Source organism: Catenulispora acidiphila DSM 44928, from assembly GCF_000024025.1.
Classification (GTDB): domain Bacteria; phylum Actinomycetota; class Actinomycetes; order Streptomycetales; family Catenulisporaceae; genus Catenulispora; species Catenulispora acidiphila.
Genome location: NC_013131.1, coordinates 3,408,200 through 3,427,499 on the forward strand (window position 1 = coordinate 3,408,200; position 19,300 = coordinate 3,427,499).

Here is a 19,300-nt window from a genome sequence, read left to right on the forward strand (position 1 = left end):
GGTTGGCAGGGCTTGTGCAAACGGCGATGGGGCGGGTGGGGCGGGATGACTGCTGGGGTGTCCGGGCTAAGGCGTGCGGGCTTGTGGGTGCCGTTGGGCGGGGCGGCGATGTCGGTGGTGGCGGCGGCGTTCATAGCCGCACCGTTGGGTCCGCATCCGCTTCCGCTTCCCAGCCAGATAGAGGGAGCCTCTATAGACAGCTCCACTGCGGTCGGGGACTACGCGGCGACCGGTAAGAGCGTTGTGGCGGCGGCGCACGGCGATCCCACCGCCCCTGCCGACGCTCGCTATACAGTGTCGCTAAAGAGCGATGACACTGGGCACTCCTGGAGCGGCACGGAGCAGATCTCCTTTGCGAACTCCGGCACTGTCCCGATCACAGAGTTCTGGATACGTCTGTGGGGCAACGGTGACGCCAGCTGCGGAGCCACCCAGCCGGAACGCATCAGTGATCTGAGTGGCGGCTCCGTCGCGGAGACACAGCAGAACTGCACAGCGTTCCGCATAGTGCTCGACAGGGCGTTGGCACCAGGCGCGAGCGCGCAGGTCGGATTCAATCTGGCTATAGACGTCCCCACCCGGCGCGACCGGTTCGGGGTGAACGGAGTCGACACCTACGTGGGGAACGCCCTAGCGGTTCTCGCGGTCAAGGACGAGCACGGCTGGGAGCTGCCGCCCTACGTCGACTTCGGCGAGAGTTTCTATTCGCTGACCGCGGACTACGACGTGACCCTCGATCACCCGGCGACCCTGCAGGTCCCCTCGACCGGAACCGTCGCGGGGGAGACCACTGCGGCGAACAGGGTCATCACCCACATAACGGCGCCCAAGGTACGTGACTTCTCCTGGTCGGCCGGCGCGTTCCACCACGACAGCGTGGTCAGCGGCACCGGCGTGGAGATCGACGCCTACTGGCCGAACTCCGAGAGCGATTCCAACTGCCGCTCCCTGATGCACTACGCGGCGCAGGCCATGGACGCCTATGCGGCACGCTTCGGCGCGTATCCCTACCCGCGCTTCACGATCGTGTTCGACGAGTTCGGGGCGGCCTTCGACGGCATGGAGTACCCGAACTACGCCCTGGCCTCCGCCTACCAGGGAGCGGTCGCGCACGAGGTCGCGCACCAGTGGTGGTTCGCACTGGTCGGCGACGACCAGTACCGGCATCCCTGGCTCGACGAGGCGTTCGCGGAGTACAGCGCCGAGGAGTTCCAAGGCTCGACGACCCCGGCGCACAACTGCGACTGGATCGCCTCCGACGAGCGCATGGACGACTCCATGGACACCTATGAGAAAGCCGGGGACAACCTGTACCACGACGCCATCTACCACGAGGGCACGTGCATGCTGTTCGATCTGGAGAACACGATCGGACGCGCCGCCATGGACCAGATGCTGCGCGGGCTGTCGACCGAGTTCGAGTACGGAGTCGTGCAGCCCTCCGACGTGCGCGCCATGGCGCAGAAGGTATCGGGGCGCGACCTGTCGGCGTTCTGGGCGAAGTGGCGCAACACCGGCGACTGAGCGTGTTCGGCTGAGATAAATGCGTTGACCTCCTCTGCCGCCGCGACCAGACTGCTCGCCCATGACGCAACAGCAGCGCCCGGTCGCCCTGGTGTCCGGAGTCGGCAGGCGGGCGGGGATCGGCGCGGCGATCGTGCAGACGCTGGCGCGCGACGGCTGGGACGTCGGGTTCACCTATTGGCGTCCCTATGACGACCGTATGGACTGGGGTCGCGATGAGGAGGCGCTCGCCGCCGTCTCCGCCGCCGCCGAGGCGCACGGTGCGCGGGTCCACGCGGTCGAGGCGGACTTGGCGCTCCCCGAGACGCCCGAAGAGGTCTTCGCCGCTGTGCGTGAGGCGCTGGGGGATGTCAGGGTGTTGGTGATGGCGCACGCCGAGTCCGTGGACTCCTCGATCCTCGACACCTCTGTCGAAGCTTGGGATCAGCACTTCGCGGTCAACGCGCGAGCCTCATGGCTGCTGGTCCGCGAATATGCCAAGGGCTTTGCCGGACCGCATGGCGCCGGTCGTATCATCGGTCTGACCAGTGGTGCGGTCGTCAACAATCTGCCCTACGGCGCCAGTAAGGGCGCGCTGGACCGGCTCATGAAGGCTGCGGCGGTGGAGCTGCGCGACCTTGGAGTGAGCTCCAACGCCGTCGACCCCGGACCCACCCAGACCGGCTGGATGGACGATAACCTCGCCACCTACATCAGTGAACACACTCCGTTGGGACGCACAGGCGTCCCCACGGACTGCGCGGAACTGGTCGCGTTCCTGTGTTCCGACCGTGGCGGTTGGATCAACGGTCAGGTAGTGAACAGCGACGGCGGCTTCAACGCGGCGCGTTAGAGCGAGCGGTCCTCACCGCAGCCCGAGGATCTCCATCGCCTGCTCCCGCATCTCCACCTTGCGCACCTTGCCGGTGACCGTCATGGGGAACCCGTCCACGATGTGCACGTAGCGCGGGATCTTGTAGTGCGCCAGGCGTCCTTCGCAGAAGGTTCGCACGGCCTCGGGGGTCAGCGGCTGCGCGCCGGGCCGCAGCCGGACCCACGCCATCAGCTCCTCGCCGTACTTCTGGTCGGGGACGCCGATCACCTGGACGTCCTCCACGTCGGGGTGGGAGTACAGGAACTCCTCCACCTCGCGCGGGTACACGTTCTCCCCGCCGCGGATCACCATGTCCTTGATGCGGCCGACGATGGCGACGTAGCCGTCGGCGTCCATCTGCGCGAGGTCGCCGGTGTGCATCCAGCCGTCGCCGTCGACCGCCTCGGCGGTGCGCTGCGGCTCGTCCCAGTAGCCGAGCATGACGCTGTAGCCGCGGGTGCACAGCTCGCCGGGCTCGTCGGCGCCGAGCGTGGCGCCCGTGTCGGGGTCGACGATCTTGATCTCGACGTGCGGGTGGACCCGGCCGACGGTGGCGACGCGGCGCTCCAGGCTGTCGTCGCGGCGGGTCTGCGTGGAGACCGGGGAGGTCTCGGTCATGCCGTAGGCGATGGTCACGTCCGCCATGCCCATCTCGCCGATGACCCGCTTCATCACCTCGACCGGGCAGGGCGAGCCGGCCATGACGCCGGTGCGCAGGGAGCTGAGGTCGTAGGTGTCTGGGGTTTTCTCTAGGAGGGCCAACTCTGCGATGAACATGGTGGGAACCCCATAGAGAACCGTGCAGTGTTCCTCAGAGACGGCGCGCAGTGTGTCGGCGGGGTCGAACAGCGGTCCGGGCAGGACCATGCAGGAGCCGTGGCTGGTGGCTCCGAGGTTGCCCATCACCATGCCGAAGCAGTGGTAGAGCGGTACCGGGAGGCAGACGCGGTCCTCATGGGTCCAGCCCTGGACTTCGGCGACCATGTAGCCGTTCCCCAGGACGTTGCGATGCGACAGTGTGGCGCCCTTAGGGAATCCCGTAGTACCCGATGTGTACTGGATGTCCATCGGGTCGTCGGGGTGCAGGCGGCTTTCGCGTTCGGCGAGTGTTGACGCGGGGACCGTCGCGCCGCGTTCGACGAAGGCGGTCCAGCCGGGCGTGCCGATGAAGACCACGTCGTGCAGGTCCGGGCAGTCCTCGCGGACGGCGCTCACCATCGCGACGTAATCGCTGGTCTTCACCTGGGTGGCGGCGAACAGCAGGCTGGTGCCGGACTGCTTGAGGGTGAAGCGGATCTCGTGGTCCCGGTAGGCCGGGTTGAGGTTCACCAGGATCGCGCCGACCTTCGCGGCCGCGTATTGGACCAGGATCCATTCGGCGCAATTGGGGGACCAGATGCCCACGCGGTCGCCCTTGGCGACGCCGGCGGCGAGCATTCCGCGCGCCAGATCCGCCGCCGCCGCGTCGAACTGCGCGTAGGTCCAGCGCCGTCCGGTCGCGCATTCGATCAACGCGTCGCGGTCGGGGTACGCCGCCGCGATCCTTGCCAGGTTCCCGCCGATGGTCTCCTCGGGCAGGGCCGGGGAGTCGGGACCTTTGCGATGGGCCTCATCGTGACGCTCAGCGCCGCCGTTGCCGCTCATGCCGTCTCACCTGCTGCTTCTCTAGTGGCCGACGTCAGGATTCGACCCTAGTGGCCCGGCGGACCGGCGTCGATGGGCCGCGCTGAGAGACGTTCTCAGGGGTACGCGGTAGTCTCCGCGGCTAACGACGGCGCGAAGCGGTTTGGGGCGGCGCGGGACGGTCATGATTCGCCGAGGCGATTTCGGCGACGTGTTCCGGCGCCGAGCGGTTCCGTGTCATCGTGGCGGTAAAGCGTCAGGCATGCCGGTCACCCAGGACGGCCGGCTGTGATCGGATGATGGAGAGATGTCTGTGATCGGAGGCGTGATGCGACAGGACAAGGGCTGGCTTCCGGGCCCTGACGCGCGGCCCACCAGGGCGCTGGCGCTGCTGATCACCGGTTTGACGGACGACGCCGTCGCGCGGCGGCTGGCGGTGAGCCGCCGCACGGTCCAGCGCGCGGTCCGCGACCTGATGGACGCCGCCGGCGCCCGCACCCGCATGCAGCTCGGCCACCACGCCGCCTGCATCGGCCTGCCGCTCCCCGATCTGCCCCTCGCAGTGGAGCCCCAGGACCAACCCGCCCCGGCCGACCTCCGCCTGCTCGCCCTCCTACTGCAGGACGCCCGCGTGGACCGCGAACTCGGCGTCAGCCCCCGCAGCGTCGAGCGCGAGGTACGCCGCCTGATGACGCTCGCCGGGGCGAAGAGCCGGGTGCAGCTTGGGTGGCTCGCCACTCGGTGGGGTTGGTTGTAGAGGACGGCGCGGCGCGGGGCGATGGTGCGCAGGTGTGCCGGTCGCTGGTGCGCGCCGGGAGCGTTGCGGCGGCTGGCGGGCGGCCGCTGGTGGTTGGTGGCGCGGCGGGGTGTAGGGCGCGAGAGTGGATGAGCCGGTGTGCTGGCGAGCGCCGCGAGCGTTGCGGTGGCTGGCAGCTGGTGGCGCTGCGGGGTGTAGGGCGCGAACGGCCGTGGGTCCGTGCGCTGGTGAGTGCCGCGAGTGTTGCGGTGGTGGCTGTCAGCGGTCGGTGGCTGGGCGATTGGCGAGCGGCGACTGTCGGCTGGCGGCGCGGCGGGGTCTCGAGGGCGATAGTGCTGGCGAGGCTGAAATCGGGGGTCGTGGCGCGGAGCGGGGCGCGGTGATCTGCCAGACTTTGCCTATGAGCTCCGTCCAGATCTCCCCGTCCATCTTGTCGGCCGACTTTGCGCGCTTGGCTGATGAGGTCGGTGCTGTGCCGTCGGCTGACTGGATTCACGTCGATGTCATGGACAACCACTTCGTGCCGAACCTCACGTTGGGGCTGCCGGTGGTGGAGGCGCTGGTGAAGGCTTCGCCGCGGCCTTTGGACTGCCATCTGATGATCGCTGATCCGGATCGGTGGGCGCCGGGGTACGCCGAGGTCGGGGCGGGCAGTGTCACCTTTCATGTGGAGGCGGCGCGTGCGCCGATCCGGCTGGCGCGTTCCCTTCGCTCGGCCGGTGCTCGGGCGGGGATGGCGCTGAAGCCGGCGACGCCGATCGAGCCGTATGAGGACCTGCTGGGGGAGCTGGACATGGTCCTGCTCATGACGGTCGAGCCGGGGTTCGGCGGGCAGAAGTTCCTGGATGTGGTGCTGCCCAAGATTCGGCGGACGCGGCAGATGATCAACCGGCACGGCGGGTCGGTGTGGCTGCAGATCGACGGCGGTGTCGCCGCGGACACCATCGAGCGCTGTGCCGAGGCCGGAGCCGACGTGTTCGTCGCCGGGTCCGCGGTCTACGGCGCCGAGGACCCGGATCGGGCGATCCAGGCGCTGCGGGCTCAGGCCGAGGCGGCCGGGGCGCGCCTCGCCTGAGGCGGGGGAGTTGGCGGGCTGCGGCTGCTATCGCGCCGGAGCCGTGGCCGCTTCGGCGGGCCGGACGAGGCAGAAGCTGATCGCGTGCTGCGTTTCCACATCGGCCCGGCCCGCGACGTGGAGGCGCTTGCAGATCTCCGGGTCGGCGCGGTCTTCGCGGGCTGTCACCCGGCGTCCGTCTGCGCTGCCGGCGGCCTTCGGTTGCGTGGTCTTGCCGGTGATGTGGCCGGCGGCGTCCACCTTCACGAAGTCGCCGACCTTGACGCCGGTCACGGTGAAGGACGCCGCGTGTCCCATCTTCGCGGCCAGGACGCCGCCGACGGTCGCCACCACCAACAGCACCAAGATGACCGCGCGCGCCCGCACCCTCGCCGGACCCCGGGCAGGCCGAGCCGGCGGCGCAGGGGCATGCGGGCGCTGGACGGTGCCGGTCGAGCGGCGCGGGTCGGTGATCGGCGGCTGACGGCGGCGGTCGGCGGGCTCCGGCGGTGGGATGCGACGCCGCTGGTCTGTGGTGTGACGTGGGCTGATGCTGTTGCTGCCGCTGGCGGTACTCGCACCTTTACCTGTGCCCTGCGACGGACGCTTGCCGGCGTCGGTCGGGCGGCGCGGCGAGCCGACCGTCGGCCGCCGCGGCGGGGTCGAGTGCTGCGACGCCGAGTGCTGCGATGCACCGGTCGTCCCGCGTCCCGGCGCGCCACCATGCCGGTGCGCTGAGCCTGTATCCGGGCTCGCGGTCGAGGCGGGCGTCGGCGGTTTCGGCGGCTTCGGCGTTGTCGGTGTTGTCGACGTGGTCGGCGGCGTCGGCGGCATCTCCACCGCGACCTCCCGCGCCGCCAGCAGCCGCCGCCCCTGCGCGATCCCGACCCGCGCCGCGGGCTCCTTCTCCAGCAGTCCCAAGATCAGCGGCGCCAGTCGCCCGGCGCGCACCGGATCCGGCGCCTCGTCCAGGATCACCGCGGTCAGCGTCCCGGTCGCGGTCTCGCGGTGGAACGGCGAGAAGCCCTCGACCGCCTGGAACAGCGTGACCCCGAGCGAGAACAGGTCGCTCGCGGGCAGTCCCTCGGTCCCGCGTGCTCGCTCCGGCGCGATGTACTCCACCGAGCCCAGCAGGTTCCCGGCCGCGGTCAGCGCGGTGTCGGTGTGCCCGATCGCGATGCCGAAGTCGGTCAGCAGGACCTTGCCGTCGTCGGCGAGCATCACGTTCGCCGGCTTCACGTCGCGGTGCACGATGCCCGCCGCGTGCGCCGCCTCCAGCGCGTCCAGCAGCGCGGCGGCGACCAGGGCCGCGTGGTCCACGCGCAGGGGTCCGAACTTCTCGACGTGCTCCTGCAGCGAGTGCCCGGCGACCAGCTGCATCACCGTCCAGGGCACGCCGTCCTCGACCACGACGTCGTGCACGGCCACCACGTTCGGATGGTCGCGCAGCCGTGCGGCGTTGCGCGCCTCGCGCTCGGCCCGGCGCAGGCGCTCCTCGGCGTCCATGCCGCCGGCCGTCGGCAGCCAGACCTCCTTGACCGCGACGTCGATGCGCAGCGCCTCGTCGCTCGCGCGCCAGACCTGGCCCATGCCGCCGGCGCCGAGCCGGGCCAGCAGCCGGTAGCGGCCGCCGATCAACCGGCCGGGCTCCGCGCGTCCCGCCATCTGCGTCCCCCCGCGTCAATGGATCGGCTCGAATGCTTGCTGCTGGTTCGGATTCTGGGTCTTGGCTTGAGTTCTGGGGCTTGGCTTAGATGTCTTGGCGTGGATACAGATCAGGCTACGTGCTTATCCTGGCGCGCCGTCCGGTGTCCAGGAAACGCGGGGCTCCGTAGCTTCCCGGTAAAACTAGAACGTGTTACAGTTCCCGGCGGGAACCAGCGTGACGCGCGCCACGCTCGCGCGACGCGGGAATGAATCGCGTGGCACACTGGTTCGGAACGACGAACGCGTGCTCCGGGGTCGGTGAAATTCCGAACCGGCGGTGACAGTCCGCGAACCGCTCATTCGCCTCGGCGAACGGGCGGCCGATCCGGTGGAATTCCGGGACCGACGGTTAAAGTCCGGATGGGAGGCTGCACGCGACGGGCGTGCCGCCTCGCTGTGTCCGCACAGCGCCCGGTGCGGACCACGTCCCGTCGCGGCGTTCGCGACGGCTGCCGCCGAGCTGGGCGGAGTGTGCCGTGGCGCGCCGCCTCCCTTGCCGCACCCCCCTTCCCGGAGTCCGGGTTCGACCGCGTGCCGACCGGCGCGCGGATGAGGCGGATTAGGGGAGCACACCGTGTTCACAGGCATCGTCGAAGAGCTCGGCCGGGTCGTCGCGCTGGAAGCCGACGGCGACTCCGCGCGGCTGCGCGTGGCCGGATCGCTGGTCACCTCGGACGCCGAGCACGGCTCCTCGATCGCCGTCAACGGCGTCTGTCTGACCGTCATCGAGTCCGGGGACCAGGCCGCGAAGGCCGGGGAGTTCACCGCGGACGTGATGGCCGAGACCTTGGACAAGTCCAATCTGGGCGACTTGAAGCCCGGCGATCCTGTGAACCTGGAACGTCCGATGAAGCTCGGCGCGCGTCTGGGCGGACACCTGGTGCAGGGGCATGTGGACGGTGTCGGCGTCGTCTTGGAGCGCATCCCCGGCGAGCACTGGGAGGTCGTCCGGGTCTCGCTGCCCTCGGCGCTGTCCCGGTATGTCGTCGACAAGGGTTCGATCACCGTGGACGGCATCTCGCTGACCGTGGTCGAGGCCGCCGCCGACTCCTTCACGGTCAGCCTGATCCCCACCACGCTGGAGCTGACGACGCTGGGCAGCAAGGGCCCCGGCGCGGCGGTGAACCTGGAGATCGACGTCATCGCGAAGTACACCGAGCGGCTGCTCGGGCTCGACGGCGCCGCCGCCGGGCAGTCCGAGAGCGGTTCCGCCGCTGACGCCACCTCGAAGGAGGTCACGGCATGAGCGCCGTGGACACTGAGCACGCCGGGCCCGCCGGGCACGCCGCCGAACACACCGAGCACGCCGACCCCATCGTCCTGGACAGCATCGAGCGCGCGCTGAGCGAGCTGGCCGCCGGCCGTCCGATCGTCGTGGTCGACGACGAGGACCGGGAGAACGAGGGCGACCTGATCTTCGCCGCCTCGCTGGCCACGCCCGAGGTCGTCGGGTTCACCATCCGCTACTCCTCCGGCGTGATCTGCGTGCCGCTGCCGGCCGCCGACGCCGACCGGCTCAACCTGCCGCCGATGACCGCGATCAACCAGGACCGCAAGGGCACCGCCTACACCGTCTCGGTCGACGCCCGCGAGGGCGTGACCACCGGCATCTCGGCCGCCGACCGGGCCCGCACCATCCGCCTGCTGGCCGACCCGGACACCGCCGCCGACGATCTGACCCGCCCTGGCCACGTCTTCCCGCTGCGCGCCAAGGACGGCGGCGTGCTGGTCCGCGCCGGCCACACCGAGGCCGCGGTGGACCTGTGCCGGCTGGCCGGGCTGCCGCTGGCCGCCGGGATCTGCGAGGTGGTCGAGGACGACGGCTCGATGTCGCGGCTGCCGCAGCTGGCGAGGTTCGCCGAGCAGCACGGCCTGGCGCTGATCTCCATCGCCGACCTGATCGCCTACCGCCGCCGCACCGAGAAGTCGGTCACCCGCGCCGCCGAGACCCGGCTGCCCACCGCCTTCGGCGACTTCAAGGCCGTGGGCTACCGCTCCGACGTGGACGGCATCGAGCACGTCGCGCTGGTCAAGGGCGAGATCGGCGAGGGCGAGGACGTGCTGGTCCGGGTCCACTCCGAGTGCCTGACCGGCGACGTCCTCGGCTCCCGGCGCTGCGACTGCGGTCCGCAGCTGCACGCCGCGCTGCGGGCCGTGGACGTCGAGGGGCGCGGGATCGTGCTCTACATGCGCGGGCACGAGGGGCGCGGCATCGGCCTGATGCACAAGCTGCGTGCCTACGAGCTGCAGGAGCGCGGGCACGACACGGTCGACGCGAACCTGGAGCTGGGCCTGCCCGCCGACGCCCGCGACTACGGGACCGGCGCGCAGATCCTGGCCGACCTCGGCGTGCGCTCGATGCGGCTGCTGACCAACAACCCGGCCAAGCGCTCGGCGCTGGAGGGCTTCGGGCTGCACGTGATCGGACGCGTGCCGCTGCCCGGGAACGTCACCCCCGACAACATCCACTACCTGCGGACCAAGCGCGACCGGATGGGACACGACCTGCCCGATCTGGAAGGCCTGGACCATCTCGGCGAGGCGGAGGCCGAAGCGCTGGCCGCGGCCATAGTCGGCTGACAGACCTCTGATCTGTATCCACTGATCTGTATCCACGGAAAATCTGTACCCGGGGCACCGGGGTCCGGCGGACCAGCCCTCAGGATCGGGACGCGGCGCGCGCCCCCGGTCTGGAAGACTTGCCCCGCGCACCGACATCGACGCGGGGCCACGACAACGCACCAAGGAGTGAACACAAGTGAGCGGAGCGGGAGCGCCGGCCATCAGCATCGAGGGTGGCGCCGACCTCAAGGTCGCGGTGGTGGCCGCGCAGTGGCACACCCAGGTCATGGACGGCCTGGTGGCCGGGGCCGAGAAGGCGCTCGCGGAGATCGGCGCGGAGCACGACCTGTTCCGCGCGCCGGGCTCCTTCGAGCTGCCGGTGCTGGCCAAGGCGCTGGCCGAGGCGGGTTCGGGCTACGACGCGGTGGTGGCCCTCGGCGTCGTCATCCGCGGCGGCACCCCGCACTTCGAGTACGTGTGCGCCGCCGCCACCGACGGGCTGAACCGGGTCGCCCTGGACACCGGCACGCCGATCGGCTTCGGCCTGCTCACCTGCGACACCGAGCAGCAGGCGCTGGACCGCGCCGGCCTGCCCGGCTCGCGGGAGGACAAGGGCCGCGAGGCCGTGGAGGCCGCCGTGGCGACCGCGCTGGTCCTGAAGAAGATCGAGGCGAAGCGGTGAACGCCTCGCCCACAGCCGACGACCCCGTGGAGGTGCCGGTGGGAACCGCCGTTCCGATCACCGCGAAGAGCTTCGAGACCCTGTTCGGCGAGCTCACCGCCAAGGCCGAACGCGCCGAGGAGGGCTCCCGCACCGTGGAGCTCCTCGGCCTCGGCGTGCACGCCATCGGCAAGAAGATCGTCGAGGAGGCCGCCGAGGTCTGGATGGCCGCCGAGTACGAGGACGGCGACCGCACCGCCGAGGAGATCTCGCAGCTCCTGTACCACGTGCAGGTGCTGATGCTGGCGCGCGATCTGAAGCTTGAGGACGTGTACAAGCATCTGTGAGCCGTGGAGTGCGAGTCAGGGTCCCGCGATGTTCGCGGGGCCCTGACTTGTGTTATTGGGTGATTACTGGATTTTGGCGGAGATCTCGTTCGCGATCGTAGCCTCGACGCCGTCACTCACCGCCTGGTTACCGCCGAACAGGGTGACACTTCGGAGTGTGCTGTACTCCTCGATGAGCACCCCTCGGACCGCACTGGAGAGCACGGCCGGATCGGTGATCAGCAACGGCATGCCCGCGTTGGCGGCGTACGCGCCGCCGGTCAGCGCGTCCGGGAAGGCCTTGCCGGAGGCCACGCCGATGGCGAACGTCGTGTGGCCCGCGATCCGCATCACGGCGTTCGCGACCGCGGCGGCGGTGTCGTAGCGGGTCGCACCGGCCAGGGAGTGGCTGACGGTCCGGCCGGTGGTGGAGATCTTCGCGACGGCCCGTTGCGCGGCTCCGCCGACCGGGTCGATGTCCTGATGCGACCGCACGAAGGGCGTGACCGCCGGGTCGAGCGCGTCACCCTTGGACAGGATGATCGGTGCGTTCTCCACCGCGCCGAGCGGACCGGCCGCCAGCGCGTCCGGGAAGTCCAGACCGGTGGCGACGATGACGTGTGCCGTGCTGCCGAAGGCTCCGGCGACCGCCAGCGAGGTCCGGTAGCGGTCGGTGCCCTCGTAGCGGACCACCTGGTATCCGGCCTTGCGCAACGAGTCCTCGATGCCCGGCGCGATGGCGGAGGCGCCGCCGAGGATGTAGACGGTCTTCGATGTCGAAGGCCCTCCGGTGACCCGGTCTATCTCGGCGCGGGTGGCCGCGTCGAGGCTTCCCGGGCTGGTCAGGAGGAGCGGTCCGTGGACGTGCGCGGCCAGCGGGACGCCGCTGAGCGCGTCGGGCGCCTGGTCGCCGCGCGCGAGGACGACGGCGGACGCGGTACCGGCCTTCCACTGGGCCTGCGAGACCAGGCGGGCCGTCGCGTAGCGGTCGGTGCCGCCGATCCGGTGGACGGTGGTCGGGATCGGAGTGGGCGGCTGGTACGGAACCGGGAGGGTGACGGTGAACTTCTGGACCACTGGCTGGGCCGTCGGCCAGCCGAGATTGTCGGTCGCGGAGAGGGTGACGGTGTAGGTACCGGATGCGGCGTAGGTGTGCCGCAGTGTGTCGGTGGGAACGAGAACGCCGCCGGACGTCCAGGTCACGGTCGGTGTGTGGTCCCCGAAATCGATCGCGTACGAGCCTAGGTAGGGATCATCCTCGTTCGTAGTTTGGATCAGCGCGGTCACATCGCCGAGCGAGGGTCCGGACTGATCGACCTCCAACGACGGGGAGAACACCCGCTTGGCGAGGGTGACGGTGAACGGCGTGGTGAACACTCTCCCGTGCGCATCCGTGACCGTGACAGTGCCGTTGTACGTCTTGTCCGCACCGTAGGTGTGACTCGGTGCTGTGCCCGCTTCGGGGTACGGCCGAGTGCCGGACTTGGTGCCGTCGCCGAAATCGACGTTGTAGCTGACGATGGGCCACCAGCTGCCGCCGTCGCCTTGGACGGCGACCGATACCGTCCGATAGTCCGAGGGCGTGCGCCCCGCGGTAGCCGTCACGGTCAGGGTCGGGGTGGCCTGCCGGGCGAGTTCGACGGCGCCTCGGTCGGCATAAGCGATCGGGCCGGTCCCGGTGTCGGCGACCGCGAGGTCGTCGGTCCGTACCGCGCCGTCGCGGTCGCGGGCGGGCATGTTCGGCGCCCCGGAGTCGGCGGAGTCGATCGCCGGCGAGCCCGGGGCGAGGTCCCAGCCCGACCGGTGGGCGGATCCGGCGGGCACCTGAATGGCGAATCCGGGGTCGACGGTCAGGTCGTGCGCGCCGTCGCCGGCCGCGTCGAGCGCCGGACCGTCCGCGAACGTCCGGCCCTGCCACGACACCGCGTCCGTTCCGGCGGCCGTGGTGAGGATGTTCGCATCGACGGTGGGCGGGGCGGCGGTGGTGTCGACGGTCAGGGCCGTCCCCAGGGTCGCACCGCAGGCGAGGGCGTTGCTGACGATGTTGTCGGCGATGTCCACGTCTGTGGAGGCGCCGAGGACGGAGATCCCGGCGCCGCAGTTCTCGTCGATGGTGTCCGAGACCACGTCGACGCCCGTCGAGTCGGCGAGGGCGATCCCGCCGGTGCTGCCGTTCACGATCGTGTCGCTGACCACCACCTGGGACGACTGCTGGACCAGCACCCCGGGGCCGGGATTGGCCTGGAGGACTCCGTCGGACAGGGTGACCCGGGTGGAGCCGGTCACCGAGATCGCCGGCATGGCCGGGTCCGGCGTGGTCGAGCCGTCCTGTGAGCGTGCCGCCCCGAAGGAGTTCACCGTGATATCCGTGGACGAGTCGATCCGGAGCGCCTCGCCGGTCTGGTACTGGTACCCCACCCCGTTCAGAGTGACATGGTGCCGGCCGACGAGCGAGATACCGTACGCGCCGCCGACGACCCTCGTGCCCCGGCCCTCGATCGTGATGTCGGACTTGGTGATGTCGATGGCGCCGGACACGTTCCCGGTGATCATGATTGTCGTCCCGCTGACGACGCTGCTGGAAGCGAGCGCGGCCGGAAGCGTGCAGTACGGCGTCGCTTCGCTTCCCGCGTCCGGCGCGGTGTCGCTGCACTCGAAGTTGTTGTCGAATACGTAGACGGCGTTCGCGACGGCCGCCCGCGCCGGCAGGTCGGTCACGGCCGTGGCCGTCAGCGTCGACATCGCGATCGCGGCCACGCGCCTGTACCTGGTCACTTCGTGCCCCCACTTATCAGGTTGTGTGATCACGGCGCGCGCCGCTGCGCGATCACATCAGAGCCGACGCATGGGCGTCAATGGCGTTCGTGGGGCGCGTGAGGCGGCTCGGCGTGTCATCCCACCGAGTGAACAACCCGGCGCCGCGCTCCGACCATGCTCGATACTGGCCAGTGGAGCACCGTCAACCACCGGTAACCGAAGGGTCACGCCATGCTGCGCATCGCACTGCCGAACAAGGGATCGCTCTCGGAGGCGGCCACGGCGATGCTGCATGAGGCCGGGTATCGGCAGCGCAAGGATGGCAAGGAGTTGATGGTCGTTGATCCGGCCAACAATGCTGAGCTGTTCTATCTGCGGCCGCGGGACATCGCGACTTATGTCGGGTCGGGGCGGCTGGATGTCGGGATCACCGGGCGGGACCTGATGTTGGACTCCGGGGCTTCGGCTGAGCCGATCATGGATTTGGGGTTCGCGCGGTCGACGTTCCGGTTCGCGGCGTTGCCGGCGACGGTGGAGCAGGTGGCCAAGGAGGCGGGGGTCGCCGGGCTTGCCGGGCTGCGGATCGCCTCGGCGTATCCGGGGGTGGTGCGCGAGTTCTTGGCCACGGCCGGGGTGTCGGCCGAAGTGGTGAAGTTGGACGGCGCGGTGGAGGTGTCGATCGCGCTGGGCGTCGCCGATGTGGTGGCCGACGTCGTGGAGACCGGGACCACGCTGCGGCACGCCGGGCTGGAGGTCTTCGGCGAGCCGATCCTGACCTCCGAGGCGCAGCTGATCCGGCGGATCGGCGCTGAGGAGAGCCCGGCGGTGGAGCAGTTCCTGCGGCGGCTCAAGGGCGTGATCACCGCGCGCGAGTACGTGCTGATGGATTACGACATCCGGGCCGAGAACGTCGACCGGGCGGTCCAGGTGACTCCCGGTATCGAATCGCCGACGGTGTCCCCGCTGCATGACAAGGGCTGGGTCGCTGTGCGCTCGATGGTCCAGCGCGGCGAGGCCCAGCGGATGATGGACGAGTTGTGGGATCTGGGTGCGAGGGGAATCCTCGTCACGGATATCCTCGCGTGTCGAGTTTAGTTGTCAGGGTTCGGTGAGCCCGGGATGGAACGGACCAGCGTGCAGGTGACGGACAATCACGATCACGACCGCCAGACCCCCGGCCCGCTGGACCCCTACAACCTCCCCGTCCCCGAACACGTCCCGCCGCTGCCGGTGACTTTCCGTCCGCAGCGCACGCGCATCGCCGTCGCGGCGGTGTCGACGGCGCTGATCGTGACGCTGGTCGTGGTGTCCCTGATACTGCCCGACACCGGCTCGACCGCCTGGTCGGTCCCGGAGCGGGTGGGCTTCGCCGCGATCGGCCCGCTGATCTCGGCCGGGCTGTACCTGCTGGCCCGCCCCAAGATCGTCGCCGACGAGACCGGCCTGACGGTCGTTAACACCGTCCGGACGCAGCATCTGGAGTGGGCGCAGATCGTCCGGGTGAACCTGCGCCCCGGCGACCCGTGGGTCCTGCTGGATCTGGACGACGGCGAGGTGCTGCCCGCGATGGGGATCCAGGCTTCGGGCGGGAAGGCATCACGCCGGGCGGCGGGGGAGCTGCGGGCGCTGGTCGACGAGCACACGCGGACCGAGCGGGACGACTGACGACCGCTAAGCCGCACCCAGCGAAGCCGTCGCCAGCTTCAGCGCGAACCCCAGGAACAGCGACCCGATCCCGCCGGTCATCGACGCCGCCAGCCGCTTGCGCCGGCGGAACGCGGTCGCGAGGCGGTGCCCGGTGAAGATCAGGACGCTCAGATACCCCGCCGAGAACAGCATCACTATCGTCGACAGCAGCGCGAACGCCTCGGTCGGGTGTGCCGCGTGCGGGCTCACGAACTGGGTCAGGAACGCCAGGTCGAACAGGATCGCCTTCGGGTTCAGCAGGCTGACCACCAGCGCGCGCCGGAACGGGCGCTCGGCGGCCTCGACCGCCTCGGCCATCGCGGCGGCGTCGGTGTCGGACACCGGTGCGGCGGCGCGCCGGCGCCAAGCCTTCACCGCCGCGCGCAGCATGCCGAAGCCGAGCCAGGCCAGGTAGCCGGCGCCGAGGAACTTCACCACGTCGAAGGTCGCCGGCGAGCGCTTCAGCATCGACGCCGCGCCGGCGGCGGTCAGCGTCAGCAGCACAGCGTCGCCGAGGAACACGCCGGACGCGGCGCGGTAGCCGGTGCGGACGCCCTTGCGTGCGCCGACCGTCAGCACGTACAGCGAGTTCGGACCCGGCAGGAGCACGATCAGCAGCGCGCCGAGCACGAAGGTCGGCAGATCAACAGTCCCGAGCATCCGGTGAGTTTGTCATACCGCACCCCCGAAACGCGCACCGGTTTCACCGCTCGACATCGCACCAAACAGCGCGCGCCGGCCAGACCCCGCTCACCGCTTGTAGTCGGCGAACGGATCCTGCCCCGGAGCCTCCCCGCCGTCCTCGGGATGCTCCGCCGCGTGCTCCTCGCGCAGCACGCGCCGCAGCACCTTCCCGATCATGTTGCGGGGCAGGTCGTCGCGGAAGGAGATGAGCTTGGGCACCTTGTAGGGCGCCAGGTGCTGGTGCGCGAAGACGTCCAGCTCCTCGGCGGAGGCGGACATCCCCTCGGCGAGCTGGATCACCGCCTTCACCGTCTCCCCGCGGTAGGGGTCCGGCACGCCGATCACCGCCGCGTCGTAGACCGCCGGGTGTTCGCGCAGGACGTCCTCGATCTCGGAGGGATAGATGGAGAAGCCGGAGGCGATGACCACGTCGCGCTTGCGGTCGATCAGGGTCACGTAGCCGTCCGGCGACATCACCCCGATGTCGCCGGTGTACAGCCAGCCGTTGCGCAGCGTGAGCTTGGTCTCGTCCTCCTGGTTCCAGTAGCCCTGGAACAGCTGAGGTCCGAACACCACCAGCTCCCCGGCCGTGCCGATCGGCAGCACGCGGTCCTGGCGGAACTCGTCGACGATCTTCACGTGCGTGTTCGGCAGCGGCAGCCCGATCGTGCCGGGCCGGGAGTTGGCGTTCAGCGGGTTGGCCAGCGTCACCGGGGAGGACTCGGTCATGCCGTAGCCCTCGGCGAGGCGTCCGCCGGTGGCCTTCTGAAAGGCGTCGATGGTGTCCACCGGCAGGCGCATGGCGCCGGAGATGCAGGTGCGGATGGAGCGCAGATCGTATTTACCGATCTTGGGATGCTCCAGCAGCTTGGAGTAGATCGGCGGCACGCCCGGGAACACCGTGGGCCGCTCGTGCTTCACCGCGTCCAGCACCAGCTCCGGGTCGAACGTCGGCAGCAGGACCAGCGTCCCGGCCAGCAGCACGCCGGTGACCACGCACAGCATCAGGCCATAGACGTGGAACAGCGGCAGCACGCACAGCACCGACTCCCGCCCCACCTTGGCGTTCTGGTCCCAGGCCTGCACCTGGTGCGCGTTGGCGACCAGGTTGCGGTGGGTGAGCATGGCGCCCTTCGGGCGGCCGGTGGTGCCTCCGGTGTACTGGAGCACCGCCAGGTCCAGGGCCGGGTCCACCATCACCTGCTCGACCGGGCCAGGCGAGGAATCCATCAGCTCCGTGTACGGCACGGCGCGCGCCCCCGGCGGCAGCGGCGTGATCAGCCGCTCGCGCTTCTCCCGGGCCGCGCCGAGCGGCAGGTCGAGCAGCCTGCGCTTGAACGAGGGCAGGAAGTCGGCCAGGCAGACCGAGATCACCTGCTCCACCGCGGTCCCCGGCCGCGCGGCGTCCAGGGTGGCGTAGGCGCCGTCGAAGACGATCGCCACCTTCGCGCCGGAGTCGGTGAGCTGGTGCCGCAATTCGGAGTCGGTATAGAGGGGGTTGCACGCGACCATCACCGCGCCGAGGCGGGTGATGGCGAAGAACGCCGTGACCGCCGCCGGGCAGTTCGGCAACACCAGCGCGACCCGATCGCCCTTGCGGACACCGAGTTCACGCAGCGCCCCGGCGAGCCGGTCGACGTCCTGCCGCAATTGCTTGTAACTGGTCTTGCGGCCGAAGAACACCAAAGCGGTCCGGTCCGGGAAAGTGTCGGCCGCGTTGTCTAAGAGCCAGGTCACAGGAACGTCGGGAACCGTGATGTCGGTAGGCACGCCTGCTGCGTAGAACCGCAGCCAAGGCCGCTCCGCATAGGGATCGGGCATGGCGGTAGACGGTTCGGACTGGCTCACAAGCGGAGTCAAACATGTATCGAGGGGGTTGTCAGTAGGGGCTTTGGACACAAGATCGCAAAATCACACGCGCCATTAGGTCAGCGGCGCGTAAGCGTCTCCTTAACGGGCGGTGGTGGGTGGCGGGCGGGGGAAAATGGGTTCGAGTCTTCATGTGGTGTCCCCATGACCGCTACAGTCCGAAGAATGCGCTACATCATCATCGGCGCCGGCGCGGTCGGCGGCAGCATCGGCGGTCGGCTGGCTGAAGCCGGGCGGGACGTGGTCTTGGTCGCTCGCGGCGCGCACTTGGAGGCGTTGCAGCGCGACGGCCTTCGGCTGCTCACCCCGGACAGCGACCTGCGGCTGCCGGTCACCGCGGTGTCCGGGCCGCGGGAGCTCGGCGAGCTGCGCCGGGACGACGTGCTCATCTTGTGTGTGAAGTCGCAGGACACCGCGAACGTGCTGAACCAGTGGGCCCTGGCGCCGGTCGCCGGCGGCGGCACGGCGGCGGAGCTGCTGCCGGTGGTCTGCGCGCAGAACGGCGTCGAGAACGAGCGCACCGCGCTGCGCCTGTTCCAGAACGTGTACGGGCTCTGCGTCTGGCTGCCCTCGGTCCACCTGGAGCCGGGCGTGGTCGCCGCGAACTGCACGCCGCAGTCCGGCATCCTCACCGTCGGCCGCTACCCCGACGGCATCGACGACGTCATCAAGCAGATCGGCCACGACCTCGCCGAGAGCCGCTTCGACGCGCCGGTCGTCGACGACGTGATGCGCTGGAAGTACGGCAAGCTGCTGAACAACCTCGACAACGCCTTCGAGGCGGTCAGCGACCTGTCCTCCGACGAGGAACTGGCCGAGCGCCTCATCGAGACCGGGCGCGAGGAGGGCATACGAGCTCTGAACGCCGCCGGCATTCCCTTCGTCGGCGCCGCCGAGCGCCACGCCGTCCAGGGCGACCGCATGCGCTTCACCGAGATCCCCGGCGCCCCGCGCGGCGGCGGCTCCAGCTGGCAGAGCCTGGCCCGCGGCACCGGCTCGATCGAGACGGACTACCTGTCCGGCGAGATCTCGCTGATCGGGCGCATGCGCGGGATCCCGACCCCGGTCAATGCCCTGATGCAGCGGCTCAGCGCGCGGTTCGCGGCCGAGGGGCGCGCTCCGGGGAGCCTGCCGATCGAGGAGTTGGCGCAGATGGTGCGCGACGTCCAGGATTCCGCGAACTGATCTGACCGGCTGACGCAACCTTTCGCGTCTCCCGTCAATCATGTGTCTCGAT

Annotated in this window: 16 protein-coding genes and 1 riboswitch; of the genes, 11 read left to right on the forward strand and 5 right to left on the reverse strand. The window is 70.0% G+C overall.

What is annotated here, in order from left to right; genetic code table 11:
- Nucleotides 1-87: 87 nt before the first annotated feature.
- A complete protein-coding gene (locus tag CACI_RS15410; protein ID WP_223297638.1) occupies nt 88-1,524 on the forward strand; it encodes a M1 family metallopeptidase in 1,437 nt (478 codons plus the stop codon).
- A 61-nt stretch (nt 1,525-1,585) separates the two neighbouring features.
- On the forward strand, nt 1,586-2,356 hold the full coding sequence (locus tag CACI_RS15415) for an SDR family oxidoreductase (RefSeq protein WP_012787304.1): 771 nt from the start codon (nt 1,586-1,588) through the stop codon (nt 2,354-2,356).
- Nucleotides 2,357-2,368: 12 nt separating this feature from the next.
- Here the strand turns inward: CACI_RS15415 and CACI_RS15420 are convergent, their stop codons facing one another.
- The gene (locus CACI_RS15420; protein WP_012787305.1) at nt 2,369-4,021 is read right to left on the reverse strand and encodes an AMP-binding protein; all 1,653 of its coding nucleotides are present in this window, start codon (nt 4,019-4,021) and stop codon (nt 2,369-2,371) included.
- Between the two features lie 286 nt (nt 4,022-4,307).
- Between CACI_RS15420 and CACI_RS15425 the strand changes: the two genes are divergently transcribed.
- On the forward strand, nt 4,308-4,757 hold the full coding sequence (locus CACI_RS15425) for a helix-turn-helix domain-containing protein (RefSeq protein WP_041540264.1): 450 nt from the start codon (nt 4,308-4,310) through the stop codon (nt 4,755-4,757).
- Between the two features lie 400 nt (nt 4,758-5,157).
- Nucleotides 5,158-5,832, forward strand: coding sequence for a ribulose-phosphate 3-epimerase (gene rpe, locus CACI_RS15430; RefSeq protein ID WP_041540265.1), 675 nt, complete (start codon nt 5,158-5,160; stop codon nt 5,830-5,832).
- Between the two features lie 27 nt (nt 5,833-5,859).
- Here the strand turns inward: rpe and CACI_RS45575 are convergent, their stop codons facing one another.
- On the reverse strand, nt 5,860-7,476 hold the full coding sequence (locus CACI_RS45575; RefSeq protein WP_012787308.1) for a serine/threonine-protein kinase: 1,617 nt from the start codon (nt 7,474-7,476) through the stop codon (nt 5,860-5,862).
- Between the two features lie 282 nt (nt 7,477-7,758).
- Nucleotides 7,759-7,896: riboswitch (FMN riboswitch) on the forward strand.
- A gap of 196 nt (nt 7,897-8,092) precedes the next feature.
- On the opposite strand from CACI_RS45575, the gene CACI_RS15440 reads away from it, so the two are divergent.
- The 4 genes from CACI_RS15440 to CACI_RS15455 all read left to right on the forward strand — a co-directional run bounded on the left by CACI_RS15440 (nt 8,093) and on the right by CACI_RS15455 (nt 11,088).
- On the forward strand, nt 8,093-8,764 hold the full coding sequence (locus CACI_RS15440) for a riboflavin synthase (protein WP_012787309.1): 672 nt from the start codon (nt 8,093-8,095) through the stop codon (nt 8,762-8,764).
- Complete coding sequence (locus CACI_RS15445; RefSeq protein WP_012787310.1) at nt 8,761-10,098, forward strand: bifunctional 3,4-dihydroxy-2-butanone-4-phosphate synthase/GTP cyclohydrolase II; 1,338 nt, start codon at nt 8,761-8,763, stop codon at nt 10,096-10,098. Before CACI_RS15440 ends, CACI_RS15445 begins: the two co-directional genes overlap by 4 nt.
- 178 nt (nt 10,099-10,276) lie before the next feature.
- The gene (gene ribH / locus CACI_RS15450) at nt 10,277-10,762 is read left to right on the forward strand and encodes a 6,7-dimethyl-8-ribityllumazine synthase (RefSeq protein ID WP_012787311.1); all 486 of its coding nucleotides are present in this window, start codon (nt 10,277-10,279) and stop codon (nt 10,760-10,762) included.
- A 56-nt stretch (nt 10,763-10,818) separates the two neighbouring features.
- Entirely contained in the window at nt 10,819-11,088 is a 270-nt protein-coding gene (locus tag CACI_RS15455) for a phosphoribosyl-ATP diphosphatase (RefSeq protein ID WP_041541771.1), read from the forward strand.
- A gap of 63 nt (nt 11,089-11,151) precedes the next feature.
- Here the strand turns inward: CACI_RS15455 and CACI_RS15460 are convergent, their stop codons facing one another.
- Complete coding sequence (locus tag CACI_RS15460) at nt 11,152-13,824, reverse strand: cell wall-binding repeat-containing protein (protein WP_041540266.1); 2,673 nt, start codon at nt 13,822-13,824, stop codon at nt 11,152-11,154.
- A gap of 231 nt (nt 13,825-14,055) precedes the next feature.
- On the opposite strand from CACI_RS15460, the gene hisG reads away from it, so the two are divergent.
- Nucleotides 14,056-14,919, forward strand: coding sequence for an ATP phosphoribosyltransferase (gene hisG, locus CACI_RS15465; RefSeq protein ID WP_012787314.1), 864 nt, complete (start codon nt 14,056-14,058; stop codon nt 14,917-14,919).
- 24 nt (nt 14,920-14,943) lie between these two features.
- Nucleotides 14,944-15,489: a PH domain-containing protein gene (locus CACI_RS15470; protein ID WP_012787315.1), complete on the forward strand. Its 546-nt coding sequence runs from the start codon at nt 14,944-14,946 to the stop codon at nt 15,487-15,489.
- A gap of 6 nt (nt 15,490-15,495) precedes the next feature.
- Here CACI_RS15470 and leuE read toward each other — a convergent pair whose 3' ends face one another.
- The gene (gene leuE / locus CACI_RS15475) at nt 15,496-16,170 is read right to left on the reverse strand and encodes a leucine efflux protein LeuE (protein ID WP_012787316.1); all 675 of its coding nucleotides are present in this window, start codon (nt 16,168-16,170) and stop codon (nt 15,496-15,498) included.
- 90 nt (nt 16,171-16,260) lie between these two features.
- Nucleotides 16,261-17,964 carry an AMP-binding protein gene (locus CACI_RS15480; protein WP_223297535.1) on the reverse strand — a complete coding sequence of 568 codons (1,704 nt, stop codon included), beginning with the start codon at nt 17,962-17,964 and terminating at the stop codon, nt 16,261-16,263.
- 264 nt (nt 17,965-18,228) lie between these two features.
- Here CACI_RS15480 and CACI_RS15485 point away from each other — a divergent pair, with 264 nt between their 5' ends.
- Nucleotides 18,229-19,248 (forward strand): ketopantoate reductase family protein, encoded by a 1,020-nt coding sequence (locus CACI_RS15485; RefSeq protein ID WP_012787318.1) that lies wholly within the window; start codon nt 18,229-18,231, stop codon nt 19,246-19,248.
- Nucleotides 19,249-19,300 lie beyond the last annotated feature (52 nt).